Below are 23,678 nucleotides of genomic sequence, written 5' to 3' on the forward strand. Positions count from 1 at the left end.
CCCTCTCGCGCCGATGCCACGCCGATCCCACGCCGACGAATCAGCGCACGGTATCGGCGGGACGGCATGGAGTGCTTCCGGCGCGAGGCTTAGGACCACAGCCCCGGTGGACACCGGACCGGAGCAGTACCGCGCCGGACCTGGACGGGAGCCGGGACTACTCGGCCTCCAGCCACCCCTCGTACTCGGCCGCGAACGCGTCCAGCGCCCCCGGGTCCAGCGCCTCGGCCGGGTCCTCCACGACCACCAGCCACTGCGCGTCCTCCGCGTCGTCCTCGCCCGCCAGCGCGTCCCGGACCAGATGGAGTTCCTCGGCGACGCCGAAGCGGTCGGCCAGGCCCTCGGCCACTTCCTCGGCCGCGTCGCGGTCGGGCAGCACGAGGACATGTCGTATGGGGTCGAGTCGTGCATCGGTCACCGGGTCATTGTCGGGCATCCGGGAAGCGGGGCTGTCGGCGGTCCATGGGATGCTGGACGGCGATGGCCAGGAAGACGACGACCGACGATCCGCTCGCCCCCGTGACGCTCGCCGTGGGCCAGGAGGACCTGCTGCTCGACCGTGCCGTGCAGCAGGTCGTGGCGGCAGCCCGGGCCGCTGACCCGGACACCGATGTGCGCGACCTCGCGCCGGACGCGCTGCAGCCCGGCACGCTCGCCGAGCTGACGAGCCCCTCCTTGTTCGCCGAGCGCAAGGTCGTGGTGGTGCGCAGCGCCCAGGATCTGTCGGCGGACACGATCAAGGATGTGAAGGGGTATCTGAGCGCCCCCGCCGAGGAGATCACCCTCGTCCTGCTGCACGCCGGCGGCGCCAAGGGCAAGGGACTGCTCGACGCCGCCCGCAAGGCGGGCGCGCGCGAGGTCGCGTGCCCGAAGATGACCAAGCCGGCCGACCGGCTCGCCTTTGTGCGGGCGGAGTTCCGGGCCACCGGGCGGTCCGCGACGCCGGAGGCGTGCCAGGCGCTGGTCGACGCCATCGGAAGCGATCTGCGCGAGCTGGCGAGCGCCTGTGCGCAGCTCGTCGCCGATGTGGAGGGCACGATCGACGAGGCAGTCGTCGCCCGCTACTACACGGGCCGCGCCGAGGCGTCCAGCTTCACCGTCGCCGACCGCGCGGTCGAAGGGCGCACCGCCGAGGCCCTGGAGGCGTTGCGCTGGGCCATGGCCACGGGAGTGGCGCCGGTGCTGATCACCAGTGCCCTCGCCCAGGGCGTGCGCGCCATCGGCAAGCTCGCGTCAGCGCCGCGCGGGGCGCGCCCCGGCGACCTGGCGCGTGAGCTCGGCATGCCGCCGTGGAAGATCGACCGGGTGCGGCAGCAGATGCGCGGCTGGTCGGCGGACGGCGTTGCGGTGGCGCTGCGCGCGGTGGCCGAGGCCGACGCGGGGGTCAAGGGCGGCGGTGACGACCCGGAGTACGCCCTGGAGAAGGCGGTGGTCACCATCGCCCGTGCCGCCCGCGCGGGACGTTAGATCCGCCCGGGGGGCGAGCTGACGGGGCCAACGGCCCCCGCGCAGGCGCCGCTCGGCGCCACTACTTCTGGAGCTTCTCCAGCGTCCCCTTCGCGCTCTCCTTGAGCATCTCGGTGATCTCGGAGTTGCTCTTGACCGGGTGGTCCGACGAGCTCGACGCGTACTGCGACCACGTCGTCTGATACGTCATCCAGCCGTCGCGCACCCCGAGGATCACGTAGGCGCTGGTGTTGCTGGTGCTGTCGTACTCCTGGGCCACCACATACGCCTCGTCGCCGACGCCGCTGACCTTGGACACCTTGTAGTGGGTCGAGGAGGTCTTCTGGTTCTTGTACGACATGTAGGTCGCCTTGAACTCGGGCGCCGGGTCCGTCTTCCGGTGCAGATACGCCGTCGTGTAGAGCCAGGCGGAGGAGTAGTCGCCGCTGGAGGAGGAGCTGGGCTCGTAGTCGACGTTGCACGTCATCGAGTCCATGGCCGGGTCCTCCGAGCTGCTGTGCTGCGGATTGGTCCCGCTGCTCGACTCCTTCTCCTTGAAGGAGGCGTCCTCGATGGGGGCGAAGTCGCTGGAGGTGCACAGGTTGCCGGCGTACTGGTAGCTCCCCAGGTCGGCCTTCTTCTCGGCGCTCCCGAAGCCGCCGGTCGAGAACACGACCCCGGCCCACACGGCCGAGGCGACGACCGCCCCGCCCAGGGCCCACAGCCAGCCCTTGCCACGGCCGCCCTGGCCGGCGGGGCCGCCCGGCGGCATCGGGGGTTGGGCGCCCATCGGGCCGTATCCGCCCCCGCCCGCCGTCTCGGGGGTGGACCAGCCACCGGCCCCGGGAGGAGGCCCGGGAGGCCCGGGAGGCCCAGGGGGACCGGGGGGCATCCCGGTGACCGCGGGCATGGCGGGCATCGTCGGCTGCGCGTACGGATACGGCGACTGCTGCTGGGGCGACTGTCCCTGCTGCGGGCCCTGCGCGTAGGGGTTCGGCTGCGGGGCCGGCGCGCCGGGCTGGGGCTGCTGGGGCGGCCCGTAAGGGTTGGGAGACTCCCCCGGTATCGACATGACGTGAACATACCCGATTAACGGCCCAAAGCCCCACGCTGCCCCTGGCGGAAAGGACGGGCCGCTGAATCCTGTGCCCCGCAGGTGGGCGCGCTGATGAACAGCAATGCCCCCGGAGTGGGCCCGGGGGCATTGAACGTAGCGTGGCGTACTACGAAGTCTGTCCGCGATTCGAGGTAGAGGGCTCGAATGTGCACCACGGTGGGTGACAGTCGCCGCGGCGTGCGAACGCAGGCCGCGTGCGGCGCGGTGCCGAAGTCGTTGCTGTCGGCTGCCGGGGCGGAGCGGATGAGAGGGACCGCTTGGGTCCGTACCGGCAAGGTGAGGCGGTAGCCCCTGAGTCAGCGCGGTAGCCCCTGGGGCCAGCGCGGTAGCCCCAGGGATCAGCCCTGGAGGCCGGCGACCTGGGTGGCCAGGGCCGACTTCTTGTTGGCAGCGGCGTTCTTGTGGATGACGCCCTTGCTGACGGCCTTGTCCAGCTTCCGGGACGCGACGCGGGCGGCGGCGGTGGCCTTCTCGGCGTCACCGGCGGCGACGGCCTCGCGGGTCCGACGGATCGCGGTCTTCAGCTCGGACTTGACGGACTTGTTGCGCAGGCGCGCCTTCTCGTTCGTCTTGTTCCGCTTGATCTGGGACTTGATGTTCGCCACGTAAAGAGCCTTCGCAGGTTCGTTGGATTTCGCTGTTTCGTTGAGCATCCGGTGTCGCGCGCGAGAGGGGCACGAGACACAGTCGGCCAGGGTACCAGCAGGCTTCACAGCCTCCCAAACCAAGAACCGATCCGCACCGAACCCGGGCGCGGTCGCCAGTCATGGGACCATGGACTGACTGACAACACCGAGTCCCGCCTAGACACAGGACCCTGCGTGCCCGCGACCCCTACCAATGTGCCGGAGCCGAGCCGTACCGACCCGGCTCTCATCCGTAACTTCTGCATCATCGCGCACATCGACCACGGCAAGTCGACGCTCGCCGACCGGATGCTCCAGCTGACCGGTGTGGTCGAGCAGCGGCAGATGCGCGCGCAGTACCTCGACCGCATGGACATCGAGCGCGAGCGCGGCATCACCATCAAGTCCCAGGCGGTCCGGCTGCCCTGGGCACCCACCCAGGGCGGGGATGCGGGCACCACCCACATCCTCAACATGATCGACACCCCGGGCCACGTGGACTTCACCTACGAGGTCTCACGCTCCCTCGCGGCCTGCGAGGGCTGCATCCTGCTGGTCGACGCCGCCCAGGGCATCGAGGCGCAGACCCTCGCCAACCTTTACCTGGCCCTGGAGAACGACCTCACGATCATCCCGGTTCTCAACAAGATCGACCTTCCGGCCGCCCAGCCCGAGAAGTACGCCGCCGAGCTGGCCCACATCATCGGCTGCGACCCCTCCGATGTGCTCAAGGTCTCCGCCAAGACCGGTGAGGGCGTGGCCGAGCTGCTGGACGAGGCCGTCAGGCTGATCCCGGCCCCGGTGGGCGTCAAGGACGCCCCCGCCCGGGCGATGATCTTCGACTCGGTCTATGACGCATACCGGGGCGTCGTGACCTACGTCAAGGTCGTCGACGGCACGCTGGGCAAGCGCGAGCGCATCAAGATGATGTCCACCGGGGCCGCCCACGAGCTGCTCGAGATCGGCACCAACTCGCCCGAGATGACCCCCGCCGACGGGCTGTCCGTCGGTGAGGTGGGCTATCTGATCACCGGGGTGAAGGACGTCCGCCAGTCCAAGGTCGGCGACACGATCACCCAGTTCACCCGCGGGGCGACCGAGGCGCTCGGCGGCTACAAGGATCCCAAGCCCATGGTCTTCTCCGGGCTGTATCCGCTGGACGGCTCGGACTATCCGGAGCTGCGCGAGGCCCTGGACAAGCTCCAGCTCAACGACGCGGCGCTGGTCTACGAGCCGGAGACCTCGGCCGCCCTCGGCTTCGGCTTCCGCGTCGGCTTCCTCGGCCTGCTGCACCTGGAGGTCATCCGTGAGCGGCTGGAGCGCGAATTCGGCCTCGATCTGATCGCCACCGCGCCCAACGTGATCTACCGCGTGGACATGGAGGACGGCTCCACGCACACGGTCACCAACCCCAGCGAGTTCCCCGTGGGCAAGATCGACAAGGTGCACGAGCCGGTCGTCCGGGCCACGATCCTGTCCCCGAGCGAGTTCATCGGCGCGATCATGGAGCTCTGCCAGAACCGCCGCGGGGTGATGCTCGGCATGGACTACCTCTCCGAGGACCGGGTCGAGATCCGCTACACCCTTCCGCTCGCCGAGGTGGTCTTCGACTTCTTCGACCAGCTGAAGTCCAAGACCCGCGGCTATGCCTCGCTCGACTACGAGCCCACCGGCGAGCAGGCCTCCGACCTGGTCAAGGTCGACATCCTGCTGCACGGCGACAAGGTCGACGCCTTCTCCGCGATCACCCACAAGGACAAGGCGTACGCGTACGGCGTCCGGCTGGTCGCCAAGCTGCGCGAGCTCATCCCGCGGCAGAACTTCGAGGTGCCGATCCAGGCCGCCATCGGCAGCCGGGTGATCGCCCGCGAGACGGTCCGCGCCATCCGCAAGGACGTCCTGGCCAAGTGCTACGGCGGTGACATCTCCCGGAAGCGGAAGCTGCTGGAGAAGCAGAAGGAAGGCAAGAAGCGGATGAAGATGGTCGGCAGCGTGGAGGTCCCGCAGGAGGCCTTCATCGCCGTGCTGTCCTCCGACTCCGAGGGCGACGCGAAGGCGAAGAAGTAGCCCCCGGGTCATCACCGGGTCAGCGGGTCCGGCGCGCGGCGCCGGGCCCGCTGACCGCTTTCATTGTTTCAACTACGTGGCCGAAGCCCCCTTACGCGGTACGGTTCCGGCCCTTACCCTGATCACTGCCCGAAGGTTACTCGTGAGTCAATAAGTACGAGGCGAGCAGTGACACGAGGCAAGCACCAAGGCAAACACTGAGGCGGGCTCCGGAGGATGCCGTGACCGACACACAGACTTTGCTCGAGAACCGCCCGCCGTCCCTGGCGACGCACTTCCTCCAGCGCGTCGAGGCGACGCCGGACACCGAGGCCTACCGCTATCCGGTCCCGCCCGCCTCGGGCGAGGGCCCCGACGACTGGCGGCCCCTGACCTGGCGCGAGACCGCGGACCGGGTCTTCGCCATCGCCGCCGGCCTGATCGGCCTCGGCATCCGCCCCGAGGAGCGGGTGGCGCTGGCCTGCTCCACCCGCATCGAGTGGATCCTCACCGACCTCGGGGTGCTGTGCGCGGGCGCGGCGACCACCACGGTCTACCCGAGCACCAGCCCGGAGGAGACCGCCTTCATCCTCTCCGACTCCGGCAGCCGGGTGCTGATCGCCGAGGACGCGGCGCAGCTGGCCAAGGTGCGGGAGCAGCGCGAGGACCTCCCCGAGCTGGCCCATGTCGTGGTGATCGAGACCGAGGACGCGATCCCCGCCGAGGGCGACCCCGAGGGCTGGGTGCTCTCGCTCGCCGAGCTGGAGAAGCGCGGCACGGCCTACCTCGACGACCACCCGGACGCGGTGCGCGAGTGCATGGACGCGCTCCGCGCCGACCAGTTGGCCACGCTCATCTACACCTCCGGCACCACCGGGCGCCCCAAGGGCGTACGCCTGGCGCATGACACCTGGTCGTACATGGCCATCGTGATCGGCAATCTCGACGGGATCCTCTTTGCCGACGATGTGCAGTACCTGTGGCTGCCGCTGTCGCATGTCTTCGGCAAGGTGCTGACGGCGGGGCAGGTCTACATCGGGCATACGACGGCCGTGGACGGCCGGGTGGACAAGATCATCGAAAATCTGCCGGTGGTCAGGCCCACGTACATGTGTGCCGTACCGCGGATCTTCGAGAAGGTCTACAACGGCGTGGCCCAGCGGGCGCGCGAGGGCGGCGCCGCCAAGTACAAGATCTTCCAGTGGGCGGCCGAGGTCGCCCGCGAGTACGCCAAGACCTCCCAGGACAACTTCCTCCGCACGGGCACCGCCTCCGTGCCCCTCGGCCTCAAGACCAAGCACGCGGTCGCCGACAAGCTCGTCTACGCCAAGCTGCGCGAGGCCTTCGGCGGCCGGCTGCGGGCCGCGGTGTCCGGTGCGGCCTCGCTCGCGCCCGAGATCGGCTACTTCTTCGCCGGCGCCGGCATCAACATCCTGGAGGGCTACGGGCTCACCGAGACCAGTGGCCCGGGCTTCCTGAACCCGGTGGACTACCGCACCGGCACGGTGGGGAAGGCGTTCGCGGGCCTTGAGGTGCGGGTGGCCGAGGACGGAGAAATCCTCATGCGCGGCCCCTCCATCATGCAGGGCTACCACGGGCTGCAGGAGCTGACCACACAGGTGCTGGAGTCCGACGGCTGGTTCCACACCGGCGACATCGGCGAGCTGTCCCCCGACGGCTATCTCACCATCACCGACCGGAAGAAGGACCTGATCAAGACCTCGGGCGGGAAGTACGTCGCGCCGGCCGAGATCGAGGGCAAGTTCAAGGCGGTGTGCCCGTTCGTCTCCAACATGCTCGTGCACGGCGCGGACCGTAACTTCTGCACCGCGCTGATCTCCCTCGACGAGCCGTCGATCATGGGCTGGGCGCAGGAGCACGGCCTGCAGGGGAAGCCGTACGCCGAGGTGGTGGCCACGGAAGAGGTGCGGGAGCTGATCGACGGCTATGTGCGGCGGCTCAACGAGGGGCTGCAGCGCTGGCAGACGATCAAGAAGTTCCGGCTGCTGCCGCGCGACCTGGACGTCGAGCACGGTGAGCTCACACCGAGCTTGAAGCTGAAGCGACCGGTAGTCGAGCGGGAATACAAGGACCTGCTGGAGGATATGTACGCGGGCTCGCGGGAAGCCTGAGTGCTCGGGAGCCCTAAGGTTCCTGGGCGCCGGGCGGCCTCGGGCAAGGGCGTGCCGGGCGGCCCCGGACAAGGGTGCCGGTGGGGCTCATGAGCCGTACCATCCGCACAAGCGCCGCTGCTCCGACACGCTGTTCACCTGATTTTTCCCCTCATCGCGGCCCACTTGCGTAACTCGGTGCATATGAGGGCGGCATGTCTGCCACTCTGTCGGTGTCGGACTACGGCGTTACGCCGGGACTGCTCAGGAGCCGCACAGTGGGGACGCCTTCTTCTGCCACACCTGCTTCTGTCACATCTGATCCGGCGCCGGGGGCGGTGCCGGGCGTAGTGCCCCGCCCCCGGGCCGGATCCGGGCCAGGGCCGGCACTCGTGGCCGTGCCCGGGGCCGTACCGGCCGCTCGGATCGCCGCCGCACGCACCAGCCTGCCCGGCAATCCGCTGGCGGCCTCCGCCGCGCGCCGGTTCGCACGCACGGCCCTCGCGGACTGGACCTCACTCGACTTCCCCGCCGTCGGCCGGATCCCCGACCAGGTCGCGGACGAGGTCGTGCTGCTGATGAGCGAGCTGGTCACCAACGCCGTGGTGCACGCCGGGACAGCGGTCGAGGTGAGCTGTGCGCTGGACGTCTTAACCGGAAACGGGGAAGTGGCCTCCGTGGTCGTCGAGGTGACCGACCATCACCCCACCCGTTTCCTGCGCGGCGAGCCGCCCGAAGGGGGCGAGGACCCGGGGCGCGGCGGACACGGGCTGCGGCTGGTCGCCGAGCTCGCCGAATGCTGGGGCACGGCCTATCGCCGGGACAGCAAGACGGTGTGGTTCCAACTACCCGTCACCGCGGCCGAGGCCGTCGCGCTTCCGGGTGAACCCCTTCCGGGTGGCTCACTGACCACAGGCCTGCCCGCCGACTCGGGCGGCTCCCTGAAGGACGGCTCTCTCAACGAGGAGTCCCTGAAGGACGACCCGTCGAGCGGCGGCTGCGGCGGCTCCGGCACCTCGTTGGACGGCGACTCGCCGAGCCGCGACGCGTACGCCGTTGAACTCCTGGCCCCCGCCCCCCGGCGCGTCGGTGTCCGCCACACCGACGCCGACAGGGTCCGGGAGGGCGCGCTGTCCTTCCTCGCCGAGGCGTCGGAGCTGCTGGCCGGTCAGTTCGACGAGGACATGGTGACCTCGCTGGCCGCCCAGCTGCTCGTGCCGCGGTTCGCCGACTGGAGCGCGGTGTGGCTCGACACGGAAGGCGGTCCGCCGCGGCTCGCCCAGGTGTGGCACGCGAGCGAGAGCCGGATCGAGACCCTCCGCCAGGTGCTCGAGAAGGAGCCACCGGAACTGCCCGTCACCGCGCGCGGCCGGGCCGTGCCCTGGCCGTGGCCCAGCGACCCCTCCGCGTACGGGCCCGGTGGCGCGGCCCTGGCCTGCCGCCTGATCGCGGGCGGACGCACCGTCGGCACGCTGTTGCTCGGCCGGGCCGGGCTGATGCGGGTGCCGGGTGAGGTGGCCGGCCTGGTCGAGGACTTCGCCCGCCGGGTCGCGCTGGCCCTGGCCTCCGCCCGGCAGTACACGAGGCAGGCGACGATCAGCCGGGTGCTGCAGCGCGGGCTGCTGCCGTCCCGTATCGCGCGGATCCCGGGCGTGGAGTCGGCCGTGGTGTACGAGCCGACCGGCGGCACCTCGGCCGGCGGCGACTTCTACGACATATTCCCGGCGGGGAACGGCCGTTGGGTCTTCGTCCTGGGCGACGTGTGCGGGAACGGCCCCGAGGCGGCCGTGGTGACCGGGCTCGTACGGCCCTGGCTGCGGCTGCTGGCCCGCGAAGGGTACGGCGTCGGGGCGGTCCTGGAACGGCTCAACCGGATGCTCGGGGAGGAGGCCGTCGAGGCCGCGGTCGAGGGCGCGGCGGAGGCCGTGGCGGCGGGCGTGGGCCTCCCGGTGGGCGGCGGGGTCTCGCGGTTCCTGTCGCTGCTGTACGGGGAGCTGGTGCCGCTGGGCGAGGACGGCGAGGGCGGCATCCGCTGCACGCTCGCCAGCGCCGGGCATCCACTGCCCCTGGTGCTCCGGCCCGACGGGTCGGTGCGCACCGTCGCCGAGCCGCAGATCCTGCTGGGCGTCGTGGACGGCGTCGCGTACGAGAGCGAGACCTTCGAGCTGGCGCCCGGGGAGACGCTGGTGTGTGTGACGGACGGGGTGACGGAGCACAGGTCGGGGTCCCGGCAGTTCGACGACGGGGACGGGCTGGCGTCGCTGCTCGGCGACTGCGTGGGACTGGACGCGGGAGATGTGGCGGAGCGGATCCGTCAGGCGGTGCACGCGTTCGCGGTCGAGCCGCCGGACGACGATCTGGCGATGCTGGTCCTGCGGGCGCGGTAGGGGGCGGCGTCCGGACGGATCCTCCCCCACCCACCCGCCCCTACCCGACCCCGGGGCTCCGCCGCGTGGCCGCCGCGGGGGTGCGGGATCCGGTCGCCAGGGCCTGGGGCGGGCCGTCCCGGGCCGCGAGGCGTTCGGGGTGCTGCCTCGATGGCGGACAATGGGGGGCATGCCTTCCGTACTGCCCGATGGCGAGCCCATGCCCGAGGACGGCGCGCTGCCCGCGAGCGCCGTGGCCGGGGCGGCAGACCGGCCGCTCGGGATCTATCTGCATGTGCCCTACTGCGCGACGCGCTGCGGGTACTGCGACTTCAACACCTACACCGCCACTGAGCTGCGTGGTTCCGGCGGCGTGCTCGCCTCGCGCGACAATTACGCCGAGATGGTCGCCGAGGAGGTCCGCCTCGCCCGCAAGGTGCTGGGGGACGACACCCGGCCGGTCGAGACGGTGTTCGTCGGGGGCGGCACCCCGACCCTGCTCGCGGCCGCTGACCTCGGGCGGATGCTCGGCGCCATCCGGGACGAGTTCGGGCTGGCTGAGGGGGCCGAGGTCACCACCGAGGCCAACCCGGAGTCGGTCGACCCGCGGTATCTGGAGCAGCTGCGGGAGGCCGGGTTCAACCGGGTCTCGTTCGGGATGCAGAGCGCCCGGCAGCATGTGCTGCGAGTCCTGGACCGCACCCACACCCCGGGCCGCCCGGAGGCGTGCGTGGCCGAGGCGAGGGCGGCCGGGTTCGACCATGTGAACCTGGACCTGATCTACGGCACGCCGGGGGAGAGCGACGAGGACTGGCGCGCCTCGCTGGAGGCCGCGCTGGGCGCCGGGCCCGACCATGTGTCGGCGTACGCGCTGATCGTCGAGGAGGGCACCCAGCTCGCCCGGCGGATCCGGCGCGGCGAGGTCCCGATGACCGACGACGATGTGCACGCCGATCGGTATCTCATCGCGGAGGAGACGCTGTCGGCGGCCGGGTTCCGCTGGTACGAGGTGTCGAACTGGGCCACGTCGGACGCCGGCCGATGCCGCCACAACGAGCTCTACTGGCGCGGCGCCGACTGGTGGGGCGCCGGTCCCGGCGCGCACAGCCATGTGGGCGGCGTGCGCTGGTGGAACGTGAAGCACCCCGGCGTGTACGCGCAGGCCCTGAGCGAGGGCCGGTCCCCGGGGGCGGGCCGCGAGGTGCTGGCCGACGAGGAGCGCCGGGTGGAGCGGATCCTGCTGGAGCTGCGGCTCGCGGAGGGCTGCCCGCTGGACCTGCTGGCCCCGGCCGGCGCCGCCGCGGCGGCCCGGGCCGTGGCGGACGGCCTGCTGGAGCCGGAGCCGTACGGCGCGGGCCGGGCGGTGCTCACCCTGCGGGGGCGGCTGCTGGCCGACGCGGTGGTGCGCGATCTAGTGGACTGACGCCCGGCCTGGCGCCCGCTTGCCCGGCTTGGCGCCCGCCTGGCCTGGCGCTCGTCCGGCTTGGCGCTCGTCCGGCTTGGTGCCCGCCCGGCCTGGCGCCCGCTTGCCCTGGCGCCCGCTTGCCCGGCTTGGCGCCCGCCTGGCCTGGCGCCTGCCTGCCTTGACGCCCCGCTCGGTCTGGCGCCCGCCTGAGCGTGCCCGGATACCCCCGCGCCCGCCTGGCCGCCGCCCGGATGACGTGACGTACCTCGCCTGCCCGGGCGCCCGGGCATGCCAGGCGCCCGGGCAGCCCCGACGCCCGGTTGGCCAGGCGCCGTGACAGCCCCCACTACGGCCCGTCAGGTCCGCCCACGGTCACGTGGTCGATCAGCTCCTCCACCCGCCCCAGCAGGGCCGGCTCCAGGTCCTTGTACGAGCGGACCGAGGACAGGATCCTCTGCCAGGCCGCCCCCGTGTTCTCGGGCCATCCCAGCGCCCGGCAGACGCCCGTCTTCCAGTCCTGGCCGTGCGGCACCGTCGGCCAGGCGGGAATGCCGACCGAGGAGGGCTTCACGGCCTCCCATATGTCGATGTAGGGGTGCCCGACGACCAGCACGTGCTCGCCGGTGACCTCGGCCGCGATCCGGGACTCCTTCGTGCCCGGGACCAGGTGGTCGACCAGCACGCCGAGGCGGGCGTCGGGGCCGGGGGAGAAGTCGCGGACGATCGCGGGCAGGTCGTCGATTCCCTCCAGGTACTCCACGACCACGCCCTCGATGCGCAGGTCGTCCCCCCACACCCGCTCGACGAGCTCCGCGTCGTGGCGCCCCTCCACATAGATGCGCCCCGCGCGGGCGACGCGCGCGCGGGCCTGGGGGAGGGCGAGGGAGCCGGAGGCCGTGCGGCGCGGGCCCGTAAGGGCGGCGGCGCGGGGGCGCACCAGGGTGACGACGCGGCCCTCCAGGAGGAAGCCGCGCGGTTCCATGGGGAAGACCCGGCGCTTGCCGAAGCGGTCCTCCAGGGTCACCGTGGGGCCCTGCGCGGTCTTCTCGCAGTGGATCACGGCGCCGCAGAACCCGGTGGTGACCTCCTCGACGACCAGGTCGGGCTCGGCGGGCACCTCGGGCGCGGGCGCCTGGCGCTTCCAGGGCGGGGTCAGGTCCGGGTCGTACTGTCGCATCCGTGTGACCCTAGCGCCGGCGTCAGGAGGACACGCCGAAACGAGCCGCGAGTTCATCGCGCTGCGCCCGGACGAAACGGGCGTCCACGGTGGCGCCGTGCCCGGGGACGTACAGCGCGTCCTCGCCGCCGAGGGCGAGCAACCGGTCCAGGGCGGCGGGCCACTGGCCGGGGATCGCGTCGGCGCCCGCCTGGGGCGGCCCCGACTCCTCGACCAGATCGCCGCAGAAGACCACCTCGGGCTCGCCCGGGGCCCGGCCGGGGACGAGGACGGCCAGGTCGTGGGCGGTGTGGCCGGGGCCCACGTTCGCCAGCAGCACGGGCCGGTCGCCCAGGTCCAGGGTGAGCTCGCCGCACACCAGGTGGTGCGGGCGTACGAGATGGTCGGCGGCCTCGGCGGCGGCGCCGGGGTCCGCGCCGTGGCGCGCCGCGTCGTCTCGCAGCGCGTCCCGCTCGCGGCGCAGCAGCTCGTCGAGCCCGGCGGCCCCGTACACCTCGCAGCCCGCGAAGGCGGCGGTGCCGAAGACATGGTCGAAGTGGGGGTGGGTGAGGGCGATGTGGGTGGGCCGGCGGCCGAAGAGCCGGGTGATCTCGCGGCGTACCCAGGCGCCCTCGGCCAGGTCGGCGCCGGTGTCGACGACCAGGACGCCGCTCCGGCCGGCGATCGCGCCGACGGTCGCGTCCCAGCCGGGGAGGCGGCACCGGACGACGGATGGCGTGAGATGTTCCCAGCGCGCCTCTTCCCAACGGGTGTCCATATGGAGACGCTAGCTCCAGCGGTGGCAAAGCGGCGGCTCTTGCCCCGGCCACGGCACCCCGCCGTACACTGGCTGAGGGGTTCTGGCACTCGTGACCATTGAGTGCCAGGGGGAAGACCTGATGAGACGGCTGGACTGGAGGTGCGCGGTGCTCAGCGAACGCAGACTCGAGGTACTGCGTGCGATCGTCCAGGACTATGTGGGCACGGAGGAGCCGGTCGGCTCCAAGGCGCTCACCGAGCGGCACCGGCTGGGCGTCTCCCCGGCCACGGTGCGCAACGACATGGCTGCCCTGGAGGACGAGGGTTATATCGCCCAGCCGCACACCAGCGCCGGGCGCATCCCCACGGACAAGGGTTACCGGCTGTTCGTCGACAAGCTGGCCGGAGTGAAGCCCCTGTCCACACCGGAGCGGCGGGCCATCCAGAACTTCCTGGACGGCGCCGTGGACCTCGACGACGTGGTGGGCCGCACGGTCCGGCTGCTCGCGCAGCTGACCCGGCAGGTCGCGGTGGTGCAGTACCCCTCGCTGACCCGCTCGACGGTCCGCCATGTGGAGCTGCTGGCGCTGAGCCCGGCGCGGGTGATGCTGGTGCTGATCACGGATACCGGGCGGGTCGAGCAGCGCATGGTGGACTGCCCGGCGCCGGTGAGCGAGGAGTCTCTCGCGGATCTGCGGGCCCGGCTGAACAGCCGGGTCGTGGGCCGGCGGTTCGCGGATGTGCCGCAGCTGGTGCAGGACCTGCCCGAGTCCTTCGAACAGGAGGACCGGGGGACCGTCTCAACGGTCCTGGCCACGCTGCTGGAGACGCTGGTCGAAGAGACCGAGGAGCGGCTGATGATCGGCGGCACCGCCAATCTGACCCGCTTCGGGCATGATTTCCCCCTGACGATCCGGCCCGTACTGGAAGCGCTGGAGGAGCAGGTCGTTCTGCTCAAGCTGCTCGGCGAGGCGAAGGACTCGGGCATGACCGTACGGATCGGGCATGAGAATGCTCATGAGGGCCTGAATTCCACTTCGGTCGTGGCGGTCGGCTACGGTTCGGGCGACGAGGCGGTCGCCAAACTCGGCGTGGTCGGACCGACCCGCATGGACTACCCCGGAACGATGGGAGCGGTACGCGCAGTGGCACGTTACGTCGGACAGATCCTGGCGGAGTCGTAAGTGGCGACGGACTACTACGCAGTCCTGGGCGTGCGGCGTGATGCCTCGCAGGACGAGATCAAGAAGGCATTCCGCCGGCTCGCGCGCGAGCTGCACCCGGACGTGAATCCGGATCCCAAGACCCAAGAGCGGTTCAAGGAGATCAACGCCGCCTATGAGGTCTTGTCCGATCCCCAGAAGAAGCAGGTCTACGACCTGGGCGGGGACCCGCTGTCCGCCGCGGGCGGCGCAGGGGGCGGCGCGGGCGGCTTCGGCGCGGGCTTCGGCAACTTCTCCGACATCATGGACGCCTTCTTCGGCACGGCGTCGCAGCGCGGCCCGCGGTCCAGGACCCGGCGCGGCCAGGACGCCATGATCCGCCTCGATGTGGAGCTGAGCGAGGCGGCCTTCGGGACCACCAAGGACATCCAGGTCGACACCGCGGTCGTCTGTACGACGTGCAGCGGCGAGGGCGCGGCGCCCGGCACCACGGCGCAGACCTGTGACATGTGCCGGGGCCGGGGCGAGGTGTCCCAGGTGACGCGGTCCTTCCTCGGCCAGGTCATGACCTCCCGGCCGTGCCCGCAGTGCCAGGGCTTCGGCACCGTGGTGCCGACCCCGTGCCCGGAGTGCGCGGGCGACGGGCGGATCCGCTCGCGCCGGACGCTGACCGTGAAGATCCCGGCCGGTGTGGACAACGGCACCCGGATCCAGCTCGCCGGCGAGGGCGAGGTCGGCCCGGGCGGCGGCCCGGCAGGCGATCTGTACGTGGAGATCCACGAGGTGCCGCACCCGGTCTTCCAGCGCCGGGGCGACGATCTGCACTGCACGGTGACCATTCCCATGACGGCGGCGGCCCTGGGCACGAAGGTGCCCCTGGAGACGCTCGACGGCCTGGAGGAGGTCGACATCCGGCCCGGCACCCAGTCCGGCCAGTCGATCCCGCTCCACCAGCGCGGCGTCACCCACCTGCGCGGCGGCGGCCGCGGCGACCTGATCGTCCACGTCGAGGTGACGACCCCGGCCAAGCTCGACCCGGAGCAGGAGGAGCTGCTGCGGCGGCTGGCCAAGCTGCGGGGCGAGGAGCGGCCGATGGGCGAATTCAAGCCAGGGCAGCAGGGTTTGTTCTCGCGTTTGAAGGATGCGTTCAACGGACGGTAGGCGCCCGGCCGGGGGTCCGGGGGTTGTCCCCCGGGGGGATGCAGTAAGCCAGGGCAGCAGGGTTTGTTCTCGCGTTTGAAGGATGCGTTCAACGGACGGTAGGCGGCTCACCCGCCCCCGCAGCGCGCGTCCAGGGCCTGTCGGCGTCTCGCCGACAGGCCCTGAGCCGAGTACTGAGCGGCGCGGAGGACATGACACGATGTCGCCATGTCCTCCGCACTGACCGATCTCTTTCGGTACCCGATCGTGCAGGCCCCGATGGCGGGCGGGGCCTCCTGCCCGCAGTTGGCCGCCACCGTCTCCGAGGCCGGAGGCCTCGGGTTCCTCGCCGCCGGCTACAAGACGCCGGAGGCGATGTACGAGGAGATCAAGCAGCTGCGGGGGGAGACCGCCCGGCCCTTCGGCGTGAACCTGTTCATGCCGCAGCCGCTCACCGCCGACCCCGCCGCCGTGGAGGTCTACCGCGAGCAGCTCGCCGGGGAGGCGGCCTGGTACGGCACCCCGCTGGGCGACCCCGACGCGGGCTCCGACGACGCGTACGACGCCAAGCTGGCGATCCTCTTCGACGACCCGGTCCCGGTCGTCTCGTTCACCTTCGGCTGCCCCACCCGCGCCGTCCTCGACGCCTTCGGCAGGGTCGGGACGCGGACGGTGGTGACCGTGACCTCGCCCGCCGAGGCGCAGGCCGCCCAGTGGGCGGGCGCCGACGCCGTGTGCGTACAGGGCATCGAGGCGGGCGGCCACCAGGGCACCCACCGCGACGACCCGCGCGCCGACGGGACGAGCGCCGGCTTCGGCCTGCTGTCGTTGCTCGCGCTGGTCCGGGAGGTCGTGCAGATCCCGGTCATCGCGGCGGGCGGGCTGATGCGCGGCTCGCAGATCGCGGGGGTGCTGGCGGCGGGCGCGGTCGCGGCCCAGCTGGGGACCGCGTTTCTGGTCTGCTCCGAGTCGGGGGCCAACGCCCTGCACAAGCGGGCCATGACGGACCCGGTGTTCGGCCGTACGGAGCTGACCCGCGCCTTCTCCGGGCGCCCCGCGCGCGGGCTGGTCAACCGCTTCATGCGCGACCACGGCCGGTACGCCCCGGCCGCCTACCCCCAGCTGCACCACCTCACCTCCGGGCTGCGGAAGGCTGCGGCGAAGGCCGGCGATCCGCAGGGCATGGCGCTGTGGGCGGGGCAGGGGCACCAACTGGCGCGGGAGCTGCCCGCCGGGCGGCTGGTGGAGGTGCTGGTGGCCGAACTGGACGCGGCGCGTGAGGGTTTGGGCGTCATGCGGGACAGAGGGGCGGTGTCGTGACCGCCCCCGTCTTCCTGGCCGACTCCCTGGCGGGGGCGGCCGTGGGGGCGCGGCTGGCGATCGAGGGGCCGGAAGGGCGGCATGCCGTGTCGGTGCGCCGGCTGCGTGTGGGCGAGCCGGTGGTCCTGACGGACGGGGCCGGTACGGGCGCCTTCGGCGCCGTGGCGGCCGTCGAGGGCAAGGACCGGCTGCTGGTCGAGGTGGCCGAGGTGCGCCATGAGGCGCCGCCGAGCCCGCGGATCACCGTGGTCCAGGCGCTGCCGAAGGGGGACCGCGGCGAACTGGCCGTGGAGACCATGACGGAGACCGGCGTGGACGCCATCGTGCCCTGGGCGGCGGCGCGTTGTGTCACCCAGTGGAAGGGCGAGCGCGGGCTGAAGGCGCTGGGCAAGTGGCGGTCGACGGCCCGGGAGGCGGGCAAGCAGTCGCGTCGGCTCATCTTTCCCGAGGTGACGGACGCGATGACGACCCGCCAGGTTGCTCGGCTTCTGGTCGAATCCGACTTCGCGGCCGTGCTGCACGAGGAGGGCGGCGAGCCGCTCGCGACCGTGCCGCTGCCCGCCGAGGGGAGCGTCGTGCTGGTGGTCGGCCCGGAAGGGGGCGTATCACCCGAGGAGTTGACGGTCTTCGCCGAGGCGGGGGCGCGCCCGTACCGCCTGGGCCCGACCGTGCTGCGTACCTCCACGGCCGGAACGGCGGCGGCCGCGCTGCTGTTGGGCCGTACGGGCCGCTGGGGCTGACGCACCCGTCCTCCGGCGCTTCTCGCCACCCCGGCCGCCCGGCGGATCATGTGGCCGAGTGTGCTCTTCCGGATCCACCCGCTCCGGTGGGAACCTCTCTCTATGGGGGCAATGAGGCATCAAAGGAACGTGCTCTTCGCGGTCATGGCGGCGGCCTTGACGATCGTCGCGGTGGCGGCGTGCGAGCCGAGGGACGACACCGGGCTCCACGCCATCGGGGTGGCGGTCACCACGGACCGGGTCAGCACGCGCGCGCTCGAAAAGGGCGGCATCGACGTGCGCTGGATGACCTGCAACGCGGATGTGAAGGGCAAGCACACGTCCGGCCCGTCGCAGGACGCGAAGGCCTCCGTCCACTGCCGGGGCGAGACCAAGGACGACCGCACCATCAAGGTCAGCGGCACCGTCACCTACGAGCGCGAGAACATCTGCGTGCGGGGCGATCTGACCGCCAAGGTGGACGGTCACCAAGTCTTCCACGCGAATGTGGTCGGCGACTGCAACGCGCGGAAGACGGGGCATCCCAAGCCGTCGCGGAACACCACCCACCCGTGGGACCGGCGGACCACGGCGGGCAGTGACAAGGGCAACGAGAAGTAAGCGGCGGCCGATGGCCGCACGCTCCCGGTAGCATCCGGTTTTGTACCAGCCGATGATGCGTAAGGAGCCACGGTGGCGGGAGAACCGCAGGCCGACTGCCTGTTCTGCAAAATCGTCTCGAAGGAGGTGCCGGCGACCGTCGTCCGCGAGACCGAGACGACCGTCGCCTTCCGGGACATCAACCCTCAGGCGCCGACCCACGTCCTGGTGATCCCCAAGGTCCACTACCCGGACGCCGCCTCCCTCGCGGGCGCGGAGCCGCAGATCGCCGCCGACATACTGCGCGAGGCGGGCGCGGTCGCCGCCGACGAGGAGATCGACGCCGCCGGCTTCCGCGTGATCTTCAACACGGGCTCGGGCGCGGGCCAGACCGTCTTCCACGCGCACGCCCACGTCCTGGGCGGTCGCGGCTTCAACTGGCCCCCCGGGTAATCCCCTTGTCCGTACGTGAACTGGTCGTCCTGGGCACCGCGAGCCAGGTGCCGACCCGGCATCGCAACCACAACGGCTATCTGCTGCGCTGGGACAGTGAGGGCATCCTCTTCGACCCCGGCGAGGGCACCCAGCGGCAGATGTTGCGGGCGGGGGTCGCCGCCCATGACGTCAACCGGATCTGTGTCACGCACTTCCACGGGGACCACTCGCTGGGTCTGGCCGGAGTCGTCCAGCGGATCAACCTGGACCGGGTGCCGCACCCGGTGACCGCGCACTACCCGGCGAGCGGACAGCGCTTCTTCGAGCGGCTGCGGTACGCGACCGCGTACCGCGAGACCGTGCCGCTCGCCGAGGCGCCGGTGGCCGGCGAGGGCGGGGTCCTGGCGCGGACCGCCGGATACACCCTGGAGGCGCGCAGGCTCTCCCACCCGGTCGAGTCCTACGGCTACCGGCTGACCGAGCCCGACGGCCGCCGCATGCTGCCCGAGCGGCTCGCGGCGCACGGCATCCGCGGGCCGGAGGTCGGCCGGCTGCAGCGGGAGGGCGAGCTGGAGCGGGAGGGGCATACGGTCACGCTGGAGGAGGTCAGCGAGGTGCGGCGCGGGCAGCGCTTCGCCTTCGTCATGGACACGCGGCTGTGCGAGGGTGCCTATGACCTCGCGCAGGGCTGTGACCTGCTGGTGATCGAGTCCACCTTCCTGGACGAGGACGAGCCGCTGGCGGTCGAGTACGGGCATCTCACGGCCGGACAGGCCGCGCGGCTGGCCGCGGAGGCGGGGGTGCGGCACCTGGTGCTGACCCACTTCTCGCAGCGGTACGGCGACCCCTCCGCCTTCGAGCGGCAGGCACGGGCGGCGGGTTTCGAGGGGGAGCTCACGGTGGCGCAGGACCTGATGAGCGTGGCGGTTCCCAAGCGGCGCTGACCGCTCGCAAGCCCGGCGCCGATGTCGGTGCCCTCGTGCACACTGGCCGCAGCCGCATCGATCCGTATGCACAGCACCATGCGGTGACATGCACCGCAGAACCCGCACTGAAGAACACGCACTGAAGAACACGCACTGAAGAACACGCACTGAAAAAGATTCGCTGAACGGGGCCGGCGACGAGGCCGGTCCGATCTGGGAGCGCACGGTGACCACAGACCACGGCCAGCCGCTCGCGGCGGAGTACCCGGAGTACCCCCTGCTCGACCCGCTCGCGGCCGTCCGCAGATCCGGCGACCCGGCCTGTGACGTCTATCTCACCGGCACGGTCTTTCTGGACATCATCTTCACCGGCCTGGACTCCGCCCCCGTGCGCGGCACCGAGTCCTGGGCGCGCGGCATGGGCTCCAGCCCCGGCGGGGTGGCCAACATGGCCACCGCCCTGGCCCGCCTGGGCCTGCGCACCTCCCTCGCCGCCGCCTTCGGCGACGACATGTACGGGGACTACTGCCGCGATGCCCTGGACCGCGGCGAGGGCATCGACCTGTCGCTGTCCCGTACGGTGCGCGGCTGGCACTCCCCGGTGACCGTGTCCATGGCCTACGAGGGCGAGCGCACGATGGTCTCCCACGGCCACGAGGCGCCGCCGCCCGAGGAGCCCGCCCCCAGCTGCCCGCCCCCGGCCCGCGCGGCCATCGCCTCGCTGGTCCCGGGGAACCGCGAGGAGTGGGTCGCCCAGGCCGCCGGCCACGGCAGCATGGTCTTCGCGGACGTCGGCTGGGACGACACCGGCCGCTGGGACCCGGCCGACCTCGCCGATCTCGAGCACTGCGAGGCGTTCTTGCCCAACGCGGCCGAGGCGATGCGGTACACCCGTACCGACTGCCCGCGCGCCGCCGCCCGCGCGCTCGCCGACAAGGTGCCGCTCGCGGTGGTCACCCTGGGCGCCGAGGGGGCGTACGCGGTGGACGGGCGCACCGGGGAGACCGCCGAGGTGCCCGCGATCGCCGTGGAGGCCCTGGACCCGACCGGCGCGGGCGATGTGTTCGTCGCGGGCTTCGTCACCGGCACCCTCGCCCAGTGGCCGCTCGCCGACCGGCTGGCCTTCGCGGGCCTGAGCGCCGCGCTGTCCGTGCAGGAGTTCGGCGGCTCGCTGTCGGCGCCCGGCTGGGTGGAGATCGCCGCCTGGTGGCAGCACGCGAAGTCGTACGACGACCAGGACCCCTCGGCGCTGCGCCGCTACGCCTTCTTGGACAGGATCCTCCCGGCGGCCGCCCGCCCCTGGCCGCTGCGCCGGGCCGTGCCCACGATCGGCTTCCGGCAGGCGTGAAGCGGGAGCGGCGGGGCGGATCCTGGTTGGAGTAAAAGCACTCGGGTCTTGTCAGTGCTCCGTCGTACCCTTGTACTCGAGGTTGTCGAGCAACGAGAACCCCGCAAGAGGAGGTAGGAGCAGGCCCAAGAGCCGGCCCATGACGCAACCAACCACAGCACGCCAGGCGCATGCGCAGTTCACGGTTCCGAACAAGCACCCGATGGTCATGGTGCTGGGATCGGGCGATTCGCTGCTGCGCGTCATCGAAAAGGCATTCCCCGCGACCGACATCCATGTGCGGGGCAATGAGGTCAGCGCGACCGGTGATCCCCGGGAAGTCGCCCTCATCCAGCGCCTGTTCGACGAGATGATGCTGGTGCTCCGCACCGGTCAACCGATGACAGAGGACGCGGTGGAGCGCTCGATCGCCATGCTGCGCACGGCGGAGGACGGCGAGATAGGGGTGGAGACCCCCGCCGAGGTGCTCACCCAGAACATCCTCTCCAACCGCGGCCGCACCATCCGCCCCAAGACCCTCAACCAGAAGCGCTACGTCGACGCCATCGACAAGCACACCGTCGTCTTCGGCATCGGCCCGGCCGGTACCGGCAAGACCTATCTGGCCATGGCCAAGGCGGTCCAGGCCCTGCAGTCCAAGCAGGTCACCAGGATCATCCTGACCCGGCCGGCGGTCGAGGCGGGCGAGCGGCTCGGCTTCCTGCCCGGCACGCTCTACGAGAAGATCGACCCGTATCTGCGTCCGCTGTACGACGCGCTGCACGACATGCTCGACCCCGACTCGATCCCGCGCCTGATGGCCGCGGGGACGATCGAGGTCGCGCCGCTGGCGTATATGCGCGGCCGCACGCTCAACGACGCGTTCATCATCCTCGACGAGGCGCAGAACACGAACCCCGAGCAGATGAAGATGTTCCTCACCCGGCTCGGTTTCGACTCCAAGATCGTGATCACGGGTGACATCACCCAGGTCGACCTCCCCGGCGGGACCAAGAGCGGTCTGCGTCAGGTGCAGGAGATCCTGGAGGGCGTCGAGGACGTGCACTTCTCCCGGCTCACCAGCATCGATGTGGTCCGCCACAAGCTGGTCGGCCGCATTGTCGACGCGTACGAGCTGTACGACAGCCGGAACGGAAAGTAAAACAACATTCTCATGGCGATCGACGTCAACAATGAATCCGGCACGGAGATCGATGAGCGGGCGGTGCTGGATGTCGCCCGCTACGCCTTGGCCCGGATGCGTATCCACCCGCTCTCCGAGCTCTCGGTGATCGTCGTCGACGCCGACGCCATGGAGCAGCTCCACATCCAGTGGATGGACCTGCCGGGGCCCACCGACGTCATGTCCTTCCCGATGGACGAGCTGCGCCCGCCCGCGAAGGACGACGAGGAGCCCCCGCAGGGCCTCCTCGGGGACATCGTGCTCTGCCCCGAGGTGGCCAAGAAGCAGGGGGAGGAGGCGCCGACCGGACACTCCATGGACGAGGAGCTGCAGCTCCTGACCGTCCACGGCGTCCTCCACCTCCTCGGCTACGACCACGAGGAGCCGGACGAGCGGGCCGAGATGTTCGGCCTCCAGGCCGCCATCGTCGACGGCTGGCGGGCCGAGCGCGGCATGACCGGCCCCTCCCCGGCCCCCACGACCCGATGACCGGCCGACTGATCGTCGCCGCCGTCCTGCTGGTGGTGGTCGCCTGGCTCGCGGCCTGCGCCGAGGCCGGTCTGGCCCGCACCACCCGCTTCCGCGCCGAGGAGGCCGTCCGGGCCGGGCGGCGCGGCAGCGCCAGGCTGATGCAGGTCGCCGCGGACCCCACCCGCTATCTGAACGTCGCACTGCTGGTGCGGGTCGCCTGCGAGGTGGCGGCCGGCGCGGTCGTCACCTACGCGTGTCTGCGCGAGTTCGACGAGACATGGAAGGCGCTGACCATCGCGATCGGCGTGATGGTCCTCGTCTCGTATGTGGCCGTCGGTGTCTCGCCGCGCACCATCGGCGCCCAGCACCCGCTGAACACCGCGACCGCCGCCGCGTATGTCCTGCTGCCCCTGGCCCGCGTCATGGGCCCCATCCCGCCGCTGCTGATCCTCATCGGTAACGCGCTGACCCCCGGCAAGGGCTTCCGTAAGGGCCCCTTCGCCTCCGAGGCCGAGCTGCGCGCCCTGGTGGACCTGGCGGAGAAGGAGTCGCTGATCGAGGACGAGGAGCGGCGCATGGTGCACTCCGTCTTCGAGCTCGGCGACACGCTGGTGCGTGAGGTGATGGTGCCGCGCACCGACCTCGTCGCCATCGAGCGCTTCAAGACCATCCGGCAGGCCCTGACCCTCGCGCTGCGCTCCGGGTTCTCCCGGATCCCGGTCACCGGTGAGAACGAGGACGACATCGTCGGCATCGTCTACCTCAAGGACCTGGCCCGTAAGACGCATATCAACCGCGAGGCCGAGTCCGAGCTGGTCTCCACCGCCATGCGGCCCGCCGCCTTCGTGCCGGACACCAAGAACGCGGGGGACCTGCTGCGCGAGATGCAGCAGGAGCGCAACCACGTCGCGGTCGTCGTCGACGAATACGGCGGCACGGCCGGGATCGTCACCATCGAGGACATCCTGGAGGAGATCGTCGGCGAGATCACCGACGAGTACGACCGCGAGCTGCCGCCGATCCAGGACCTGGGCGACGGCACCCACCGGGTCACCGCCCGGCTCGGCCTGGACGACCTCGGCGAGCTGTACGGGACGGACCTGGACGACGAGGACGTCGAGACGGTCGGCGGGCTGCTGGCCAAGTCGCTGGGGCGGGTGCCGATCGCGGGCGCCACGGCGGAGGTCGAGGTCGAGGACGGCGGCCCGGACTCCGACCTCAAGTCCCTGCGGCTGACCGCCGAGTCCACGGCCGGCCGCCGCAACCGCATCGTCACGGTCCTGGTCGAGCCGGTCCGCGCGACGGCGGAGACCGACCCCGAGGACTGAGCCCGAGGACCGGGCCCGAGGCGTGAGCCCGAGG

General features: G+C 71.5%; 21 protein-coding genes. 16 read left to right on the top strand and 5 right to left on the bottom strand.

Annotated elements, in window-relative coordinates:
- Nucleotides 1–157: 157 nt before the first annotated feature.
- The gene (locus tag PV419_RS00665; RefSeq protein WP_319685618.1) at nucleotides 158–436 is read right to left on the bottom strand and encodes a hypothetical protein; all 279 of its coding nucleotides are present in this window, start codon (nucleotides 434–436) and stop codon (nucleotides 158–160) included.
- A 44-nt stretch (nucleotides 437–480) separates the two neighbouring features.
- On the opposite strand from PV419_RS00665, the gene holA reads away from it, so the two are divergent.
- A complete protein-coding gene (gene holA / locus PV419_RS00670) occupies nucleotides 481–1,467 on the top strand; it encodes a DNA polymerase III subunit delta (protein ID WP_319685619.1) in 987 nt (328 codons plus the stop codon).
- 61 nt (nucleotides 1,468–1,528) lie between these two features.
- On the opposite strand, the gene PV419_RS00675 is transcribed toward holA, so the two are convergent.
- Together PV419_RS00675 and rpsT are read right to left on the bottom strand one after the other, a co-directional pair.
- Entirely contained in the window at nucleotides 1,529–2,518 is a 990-nt protein-coding gene (locus tag PV419_RS00675; protein ID WP_319685620.1) for a hypothetical protein, read from the bottom strand.
- 383 nt (nucleotides 2,519–2,901) lie between these two features.
- The gene (gene rpsT, locus PV419_RS00680) at nucleotides 2,902–3,168 is read right to left on the bottom strand and encodes a 30S ribosomal protein S20 (RefSeq protein ID WP_319685621.1); all 267 of its coding nucleotides are present in this window, start codon (nucleotides 3,166–3,168) and stop codon (nucleotides 2,902–2,904) included.
- A 216-nt stretch (nucleotides 3,169–3,384) separates the two neighbouring features.
- On the opposite strand from rpsT, the gene lepA reads away from it, so the two are divergent.
- From lepA to hemW, 4 genes are all read left to right on the top strand, one after another.
- Nucleotides 3,385–5,256 carry a translation elongation factor 4 gene (gene lepA, locus PV419_RS00685; protein ID WP_319685622.1) on the top strand — a complete coding sequence of 624 codons (1,872 nt, stop codon included), beginning with the start codon at nucleotides 3,385–3,387 and terminating at the stop codon, nucleotides 5,254–5,256.
- Nucleotides 5,257–5,477: 221 nt separating this feature from the next.
- Nucleotides 5,478–7,367, top strand: a complete 1,890-nt coding sequence (locus PV419_RS00690; protein ID WP_319685623.1) for an AMP-dependent synthetase/ligase — start codon at nucleotides 5,478–5,480, stop codon at nucleotides 7,365–7,367.
- 371 nt (nucleotides 7,368–7,738) lie between these two features.
- Entirely contained in the window at nucleotides 7,739–9,733 is a 1,995-nt protein-coding gene (locus tag PV419_RS00695) for an ATP-binding SpoIIE family protein phosphatase (RefSeq protein ID WP_319685624.1), read from the top strand.
- A 169-nt stretch (nucleotides 9,734–9,902) separates the two neighbouring features.
- Nucleotides 9,903–11,135, top strand: coding sequence for a radical SAM family heme chaperone HemW (gene hemW / locus PV419_RS00700; RefSeq protein WP_319685625.1), 1,233 nt, complete (start codon nucleotides 9,903–9,905; stop codon nucleotides 11,133–11,135).
- Nucleotides 11,136–11,463: 328 nt separating this feature from the next.
- Here the strand turns inward: hemW and PV419_RS00705 are convergent, their stop codons facing one another.
- Both PV419_RS00705 and PV419_RS00710 read right to left on the bottom strand, forming a co-directional pair.
- Nucleotides 11,464–12,294 (bottom strand): DUF3097 domain-containing protein, encoded by an 831-nt coding sequence (locus tag PV419_RS00705; protein WP_319685626.1) that lies wholly within the window; start codon nucleotides 12,292–12,294, stop codon nucleotides 11,464–11,466.
- A 22-nt stretch (nucleotides 12,295–12,316) separates the two neighbouring features.
- The gene (locus PV419_RS00710; protein WP_319685627.1) at nucleotides 12,317–13,051 is read right to left on the bottom strand and encodes an MBL fold metallo-hydrolase; all 735 of its coding nucleotides are present in this window, start codon (nucleotides 13,049–13,051) and stop codon (nucleotides 12,317–12,319) included.
- Nucleotides 13,052–13,199: 148 nt separating this feature from the next.
- On the opposite strand from PV419_RS00710, the gene hrcA reads away from it, so the two are divergent.
- The 11 genes from hrcA to PV419_RS00765 all read left to right on the top strand — a co-directional run bounded on the left by hrcA (nucleotide 13,200) and on the right by PV419_RS00765 (nucleotide 23,644).
- Nucleotides 13,200–14,216 carry a heat-inducible transcriptional repressor HrcA gene (gene hrcA, locus PV419_RS00715; protein ID WP_319686187.1) on the top strand — a complete coding sequence of 339 codons (1,017 nt, stop codon included), beginning with the start codon at nucleotides 13,200–13,202 and terminating at the stop codon, nucleotides 14,214–14,216.
- Entirely contained in the window at nucleotides 14,217–15,356 is a 1,140-nt protein-coding gene (gene dnaJ, locus PV419_RS00720) for a molecular chaperone DnaJ (RefSeq protein WP_319685628.1), read from the top strand.
- A 207-nt stretch (nucleotides 15,357–15,563) separates the two neighbouring features.
- The gene (locus PV419_RS00725; protein WP_319685629.1) at nucleotides 15,564–16,655 is read left to right on the top strand and encodes a nitronate monooxygenase; all 1,092 of its coding nucleotides are present in this window, start codon (nucleotides 15,564–15,566) and stop codon (nucleotides 16,653–16,655) included.
- Nucleotides 16,652–17,395 (top strand): 16S rRNA (uracil(1498)-N(3))-methyltransferase, encoded by a 744-nt coding sequence (locus tag PV419_RS00730; RefSeq protein WP_319685630.1) that lies wholly within the window; start codon nucleotides 16,652–16,654, stop codon nucleotides 17,393–17,395. The genes PV419_RS00725 and PV419_RS00730 overlap by 4 nt, the downstream gene beginning before the upstream one ends.
- 129 nt (nucleotides 17,396–17,524) lie before the next feature.
- Nucleotides 17,525–17,995, top strand: coding sequence for a hypothetical protein (locus PV419_RS00735; protein ID WP_319685631.1), 471 nt, complete (start codon nucleotides 17,525–17,527; stop codon nucleotides 17,993–17,995).
- Nucleotides 17,996–18,067: 72 nt separating this feature from the next.
- On the top strand, nucleotides 18,068–18,427 hold the full coding sequence (locus PV419_RS00740; protein WP_319685632.1) for a histidine triad nucleotide-binding protein: 360 nt from the start codon (nucleotides 18,068–18,070) through the stop codon (nucleotides 18,425–18,427).
- 5 nt (nucleotides 18,428–18,432) lie between these two features.
- The gene (locus PV419_RS00745) at nucleotides 18,433–19,353 is read left to right on the top strand and encodes a ribonuclease Z (protein WP_319685633.1); all 921 of its coding nucleotides are present in this window, start codon (nucleotides 18,433–18,435) and stop codon (nucleotides 19,351–19,353) included.
- A 208-nt stretch (nucleotides 19,354–19,561) separates the two neighbouring features.
- A complete protein-coding gene (locus PV419_RS00750; protein WP_319685634.1) occupies nucleotides 19,562–20,683 on the top strand; it encodes a carbohydrate kinase family protein in 1,122 nt (373 codons plus the stop codon).
- A 139-nt stretch (nucleotides 20,684–20,822) separates the two neighbouring features.
- A complete protein-coding gene (locus tag PV419_RS00755; RefSeq protein WP_319685635.1) occupies nucleotides 20,823–21,824 on the top strand; it encodes a PhoH family protein in 1,002 nt (333 codons plus the stop codon).
- A 12-nt stretch (nucleotides 21,825–21,836) separates the two neighbouring features.
- The gene (ybeY, locus tag PV419_RS00760; RefSeq protein WP_311722500.1) at nucleotides 21,837–22,334 is read left to right on the top strand and encodes an rRNA maturation RNase YbeY; all 498 of its coding nucleotides are present in this window, start codon (nucleotides 21,837–21,839) and stop codon (nucleotides 22,332–22,334) included.
- On the top strand, nucleotides 22,331–23,644 hold the full coding sequence (locus PV419_RS00765) for a hemolysin family protein (protein ID WP_319685636.1): 1,314 nt from the start codon (nucleotides 22,331–22,333) through the stop codon (nucleotides 23,642–23,644). Before ybeY ends, PV419_RS00765 begins: the two co-directional genes overlap by 4 nt.
- Nucleotides 23,645–23,678 lie beyond the last annotated feature (34 nt).

The organism is Streptomyces sp. ME19-01-6 (assembly GCF_033793745.1).
Classification (GTDB): domain Bacteria; phylum Actinomycetota; class Actinomycetes; order Streptomycetales; family Streptomycetaceae; genus Streptomyces.

Bases quoted from the DNA above. Each gene is read 5' to 3' on its own strand.
- PV419_RS00755 (WP_319685635.1), top strand. From the start codon at position 20,823: ATGACGCAACCAACCACAGCACGCCAGGCGCATGCGCAGTTCACGGTT.
- PV419_RS00665 (WP_319685618.1), bottom strand. From the start codon at position 436: ATGCCCGACAATGACCCGGTGACCGATGCACGACTCGACCCCATACGA.
- PV419_RS00725 (WP_319685629.1), top strand. From the start codon at position 15,564: ATGTCCTCCGCACTGACCGATCTCTTTCGGTACCCGATCGTGCAGGCC.
- PV419_RS00765 (WP_319685636.1), top strand. From the start codon at position 22,331: ATGACCGGCCGACTGATCGTCGCCGCCGTCCTGCTGGTGGTGGTCGCC.
- PV419_RS00705 (WP_319685626.1), bottom strand. From the start codon at position 12,294: ATGCGACAGTACGACCCGGACCTGACCCCGCCCTGGAAGCGCCAGGCG.
- ybeY (WP_311722500.1), top strand. From the start codon at position 21,837: ATGGCGATCGACGTCAACAATGAATCCGGCACGGAGATCGATGAGCGG.
- hemW (WP_319685625.1), top strand. From the start codon at position 9,903: ATGCCTTCCGTACTGCCCGATGGCGAGCCCATGCCCGAGGACGGCGCG.
- PV419_RS00710 (WP_319685627.1), bottom strand. From the start codon at position 13,051: ATGGACACCCGTTGGGAAGAGGCGCGCTGGGAACATCTCACGCCATCC.
- PV419_RS00675 (WP_319685620.1), bottom strand. From the start codon at position 2,518: ATGTCGATACCGGGGGAGTCTCCCAACCCTTACGGGCCGCCCCAGCAG.
- holA (WP_319685619.1), top strand. From the start codon at position 481: ATGGCCAGGAAGACGACGACCGACGATCCGCTCGCCCCCGTGACGCTC.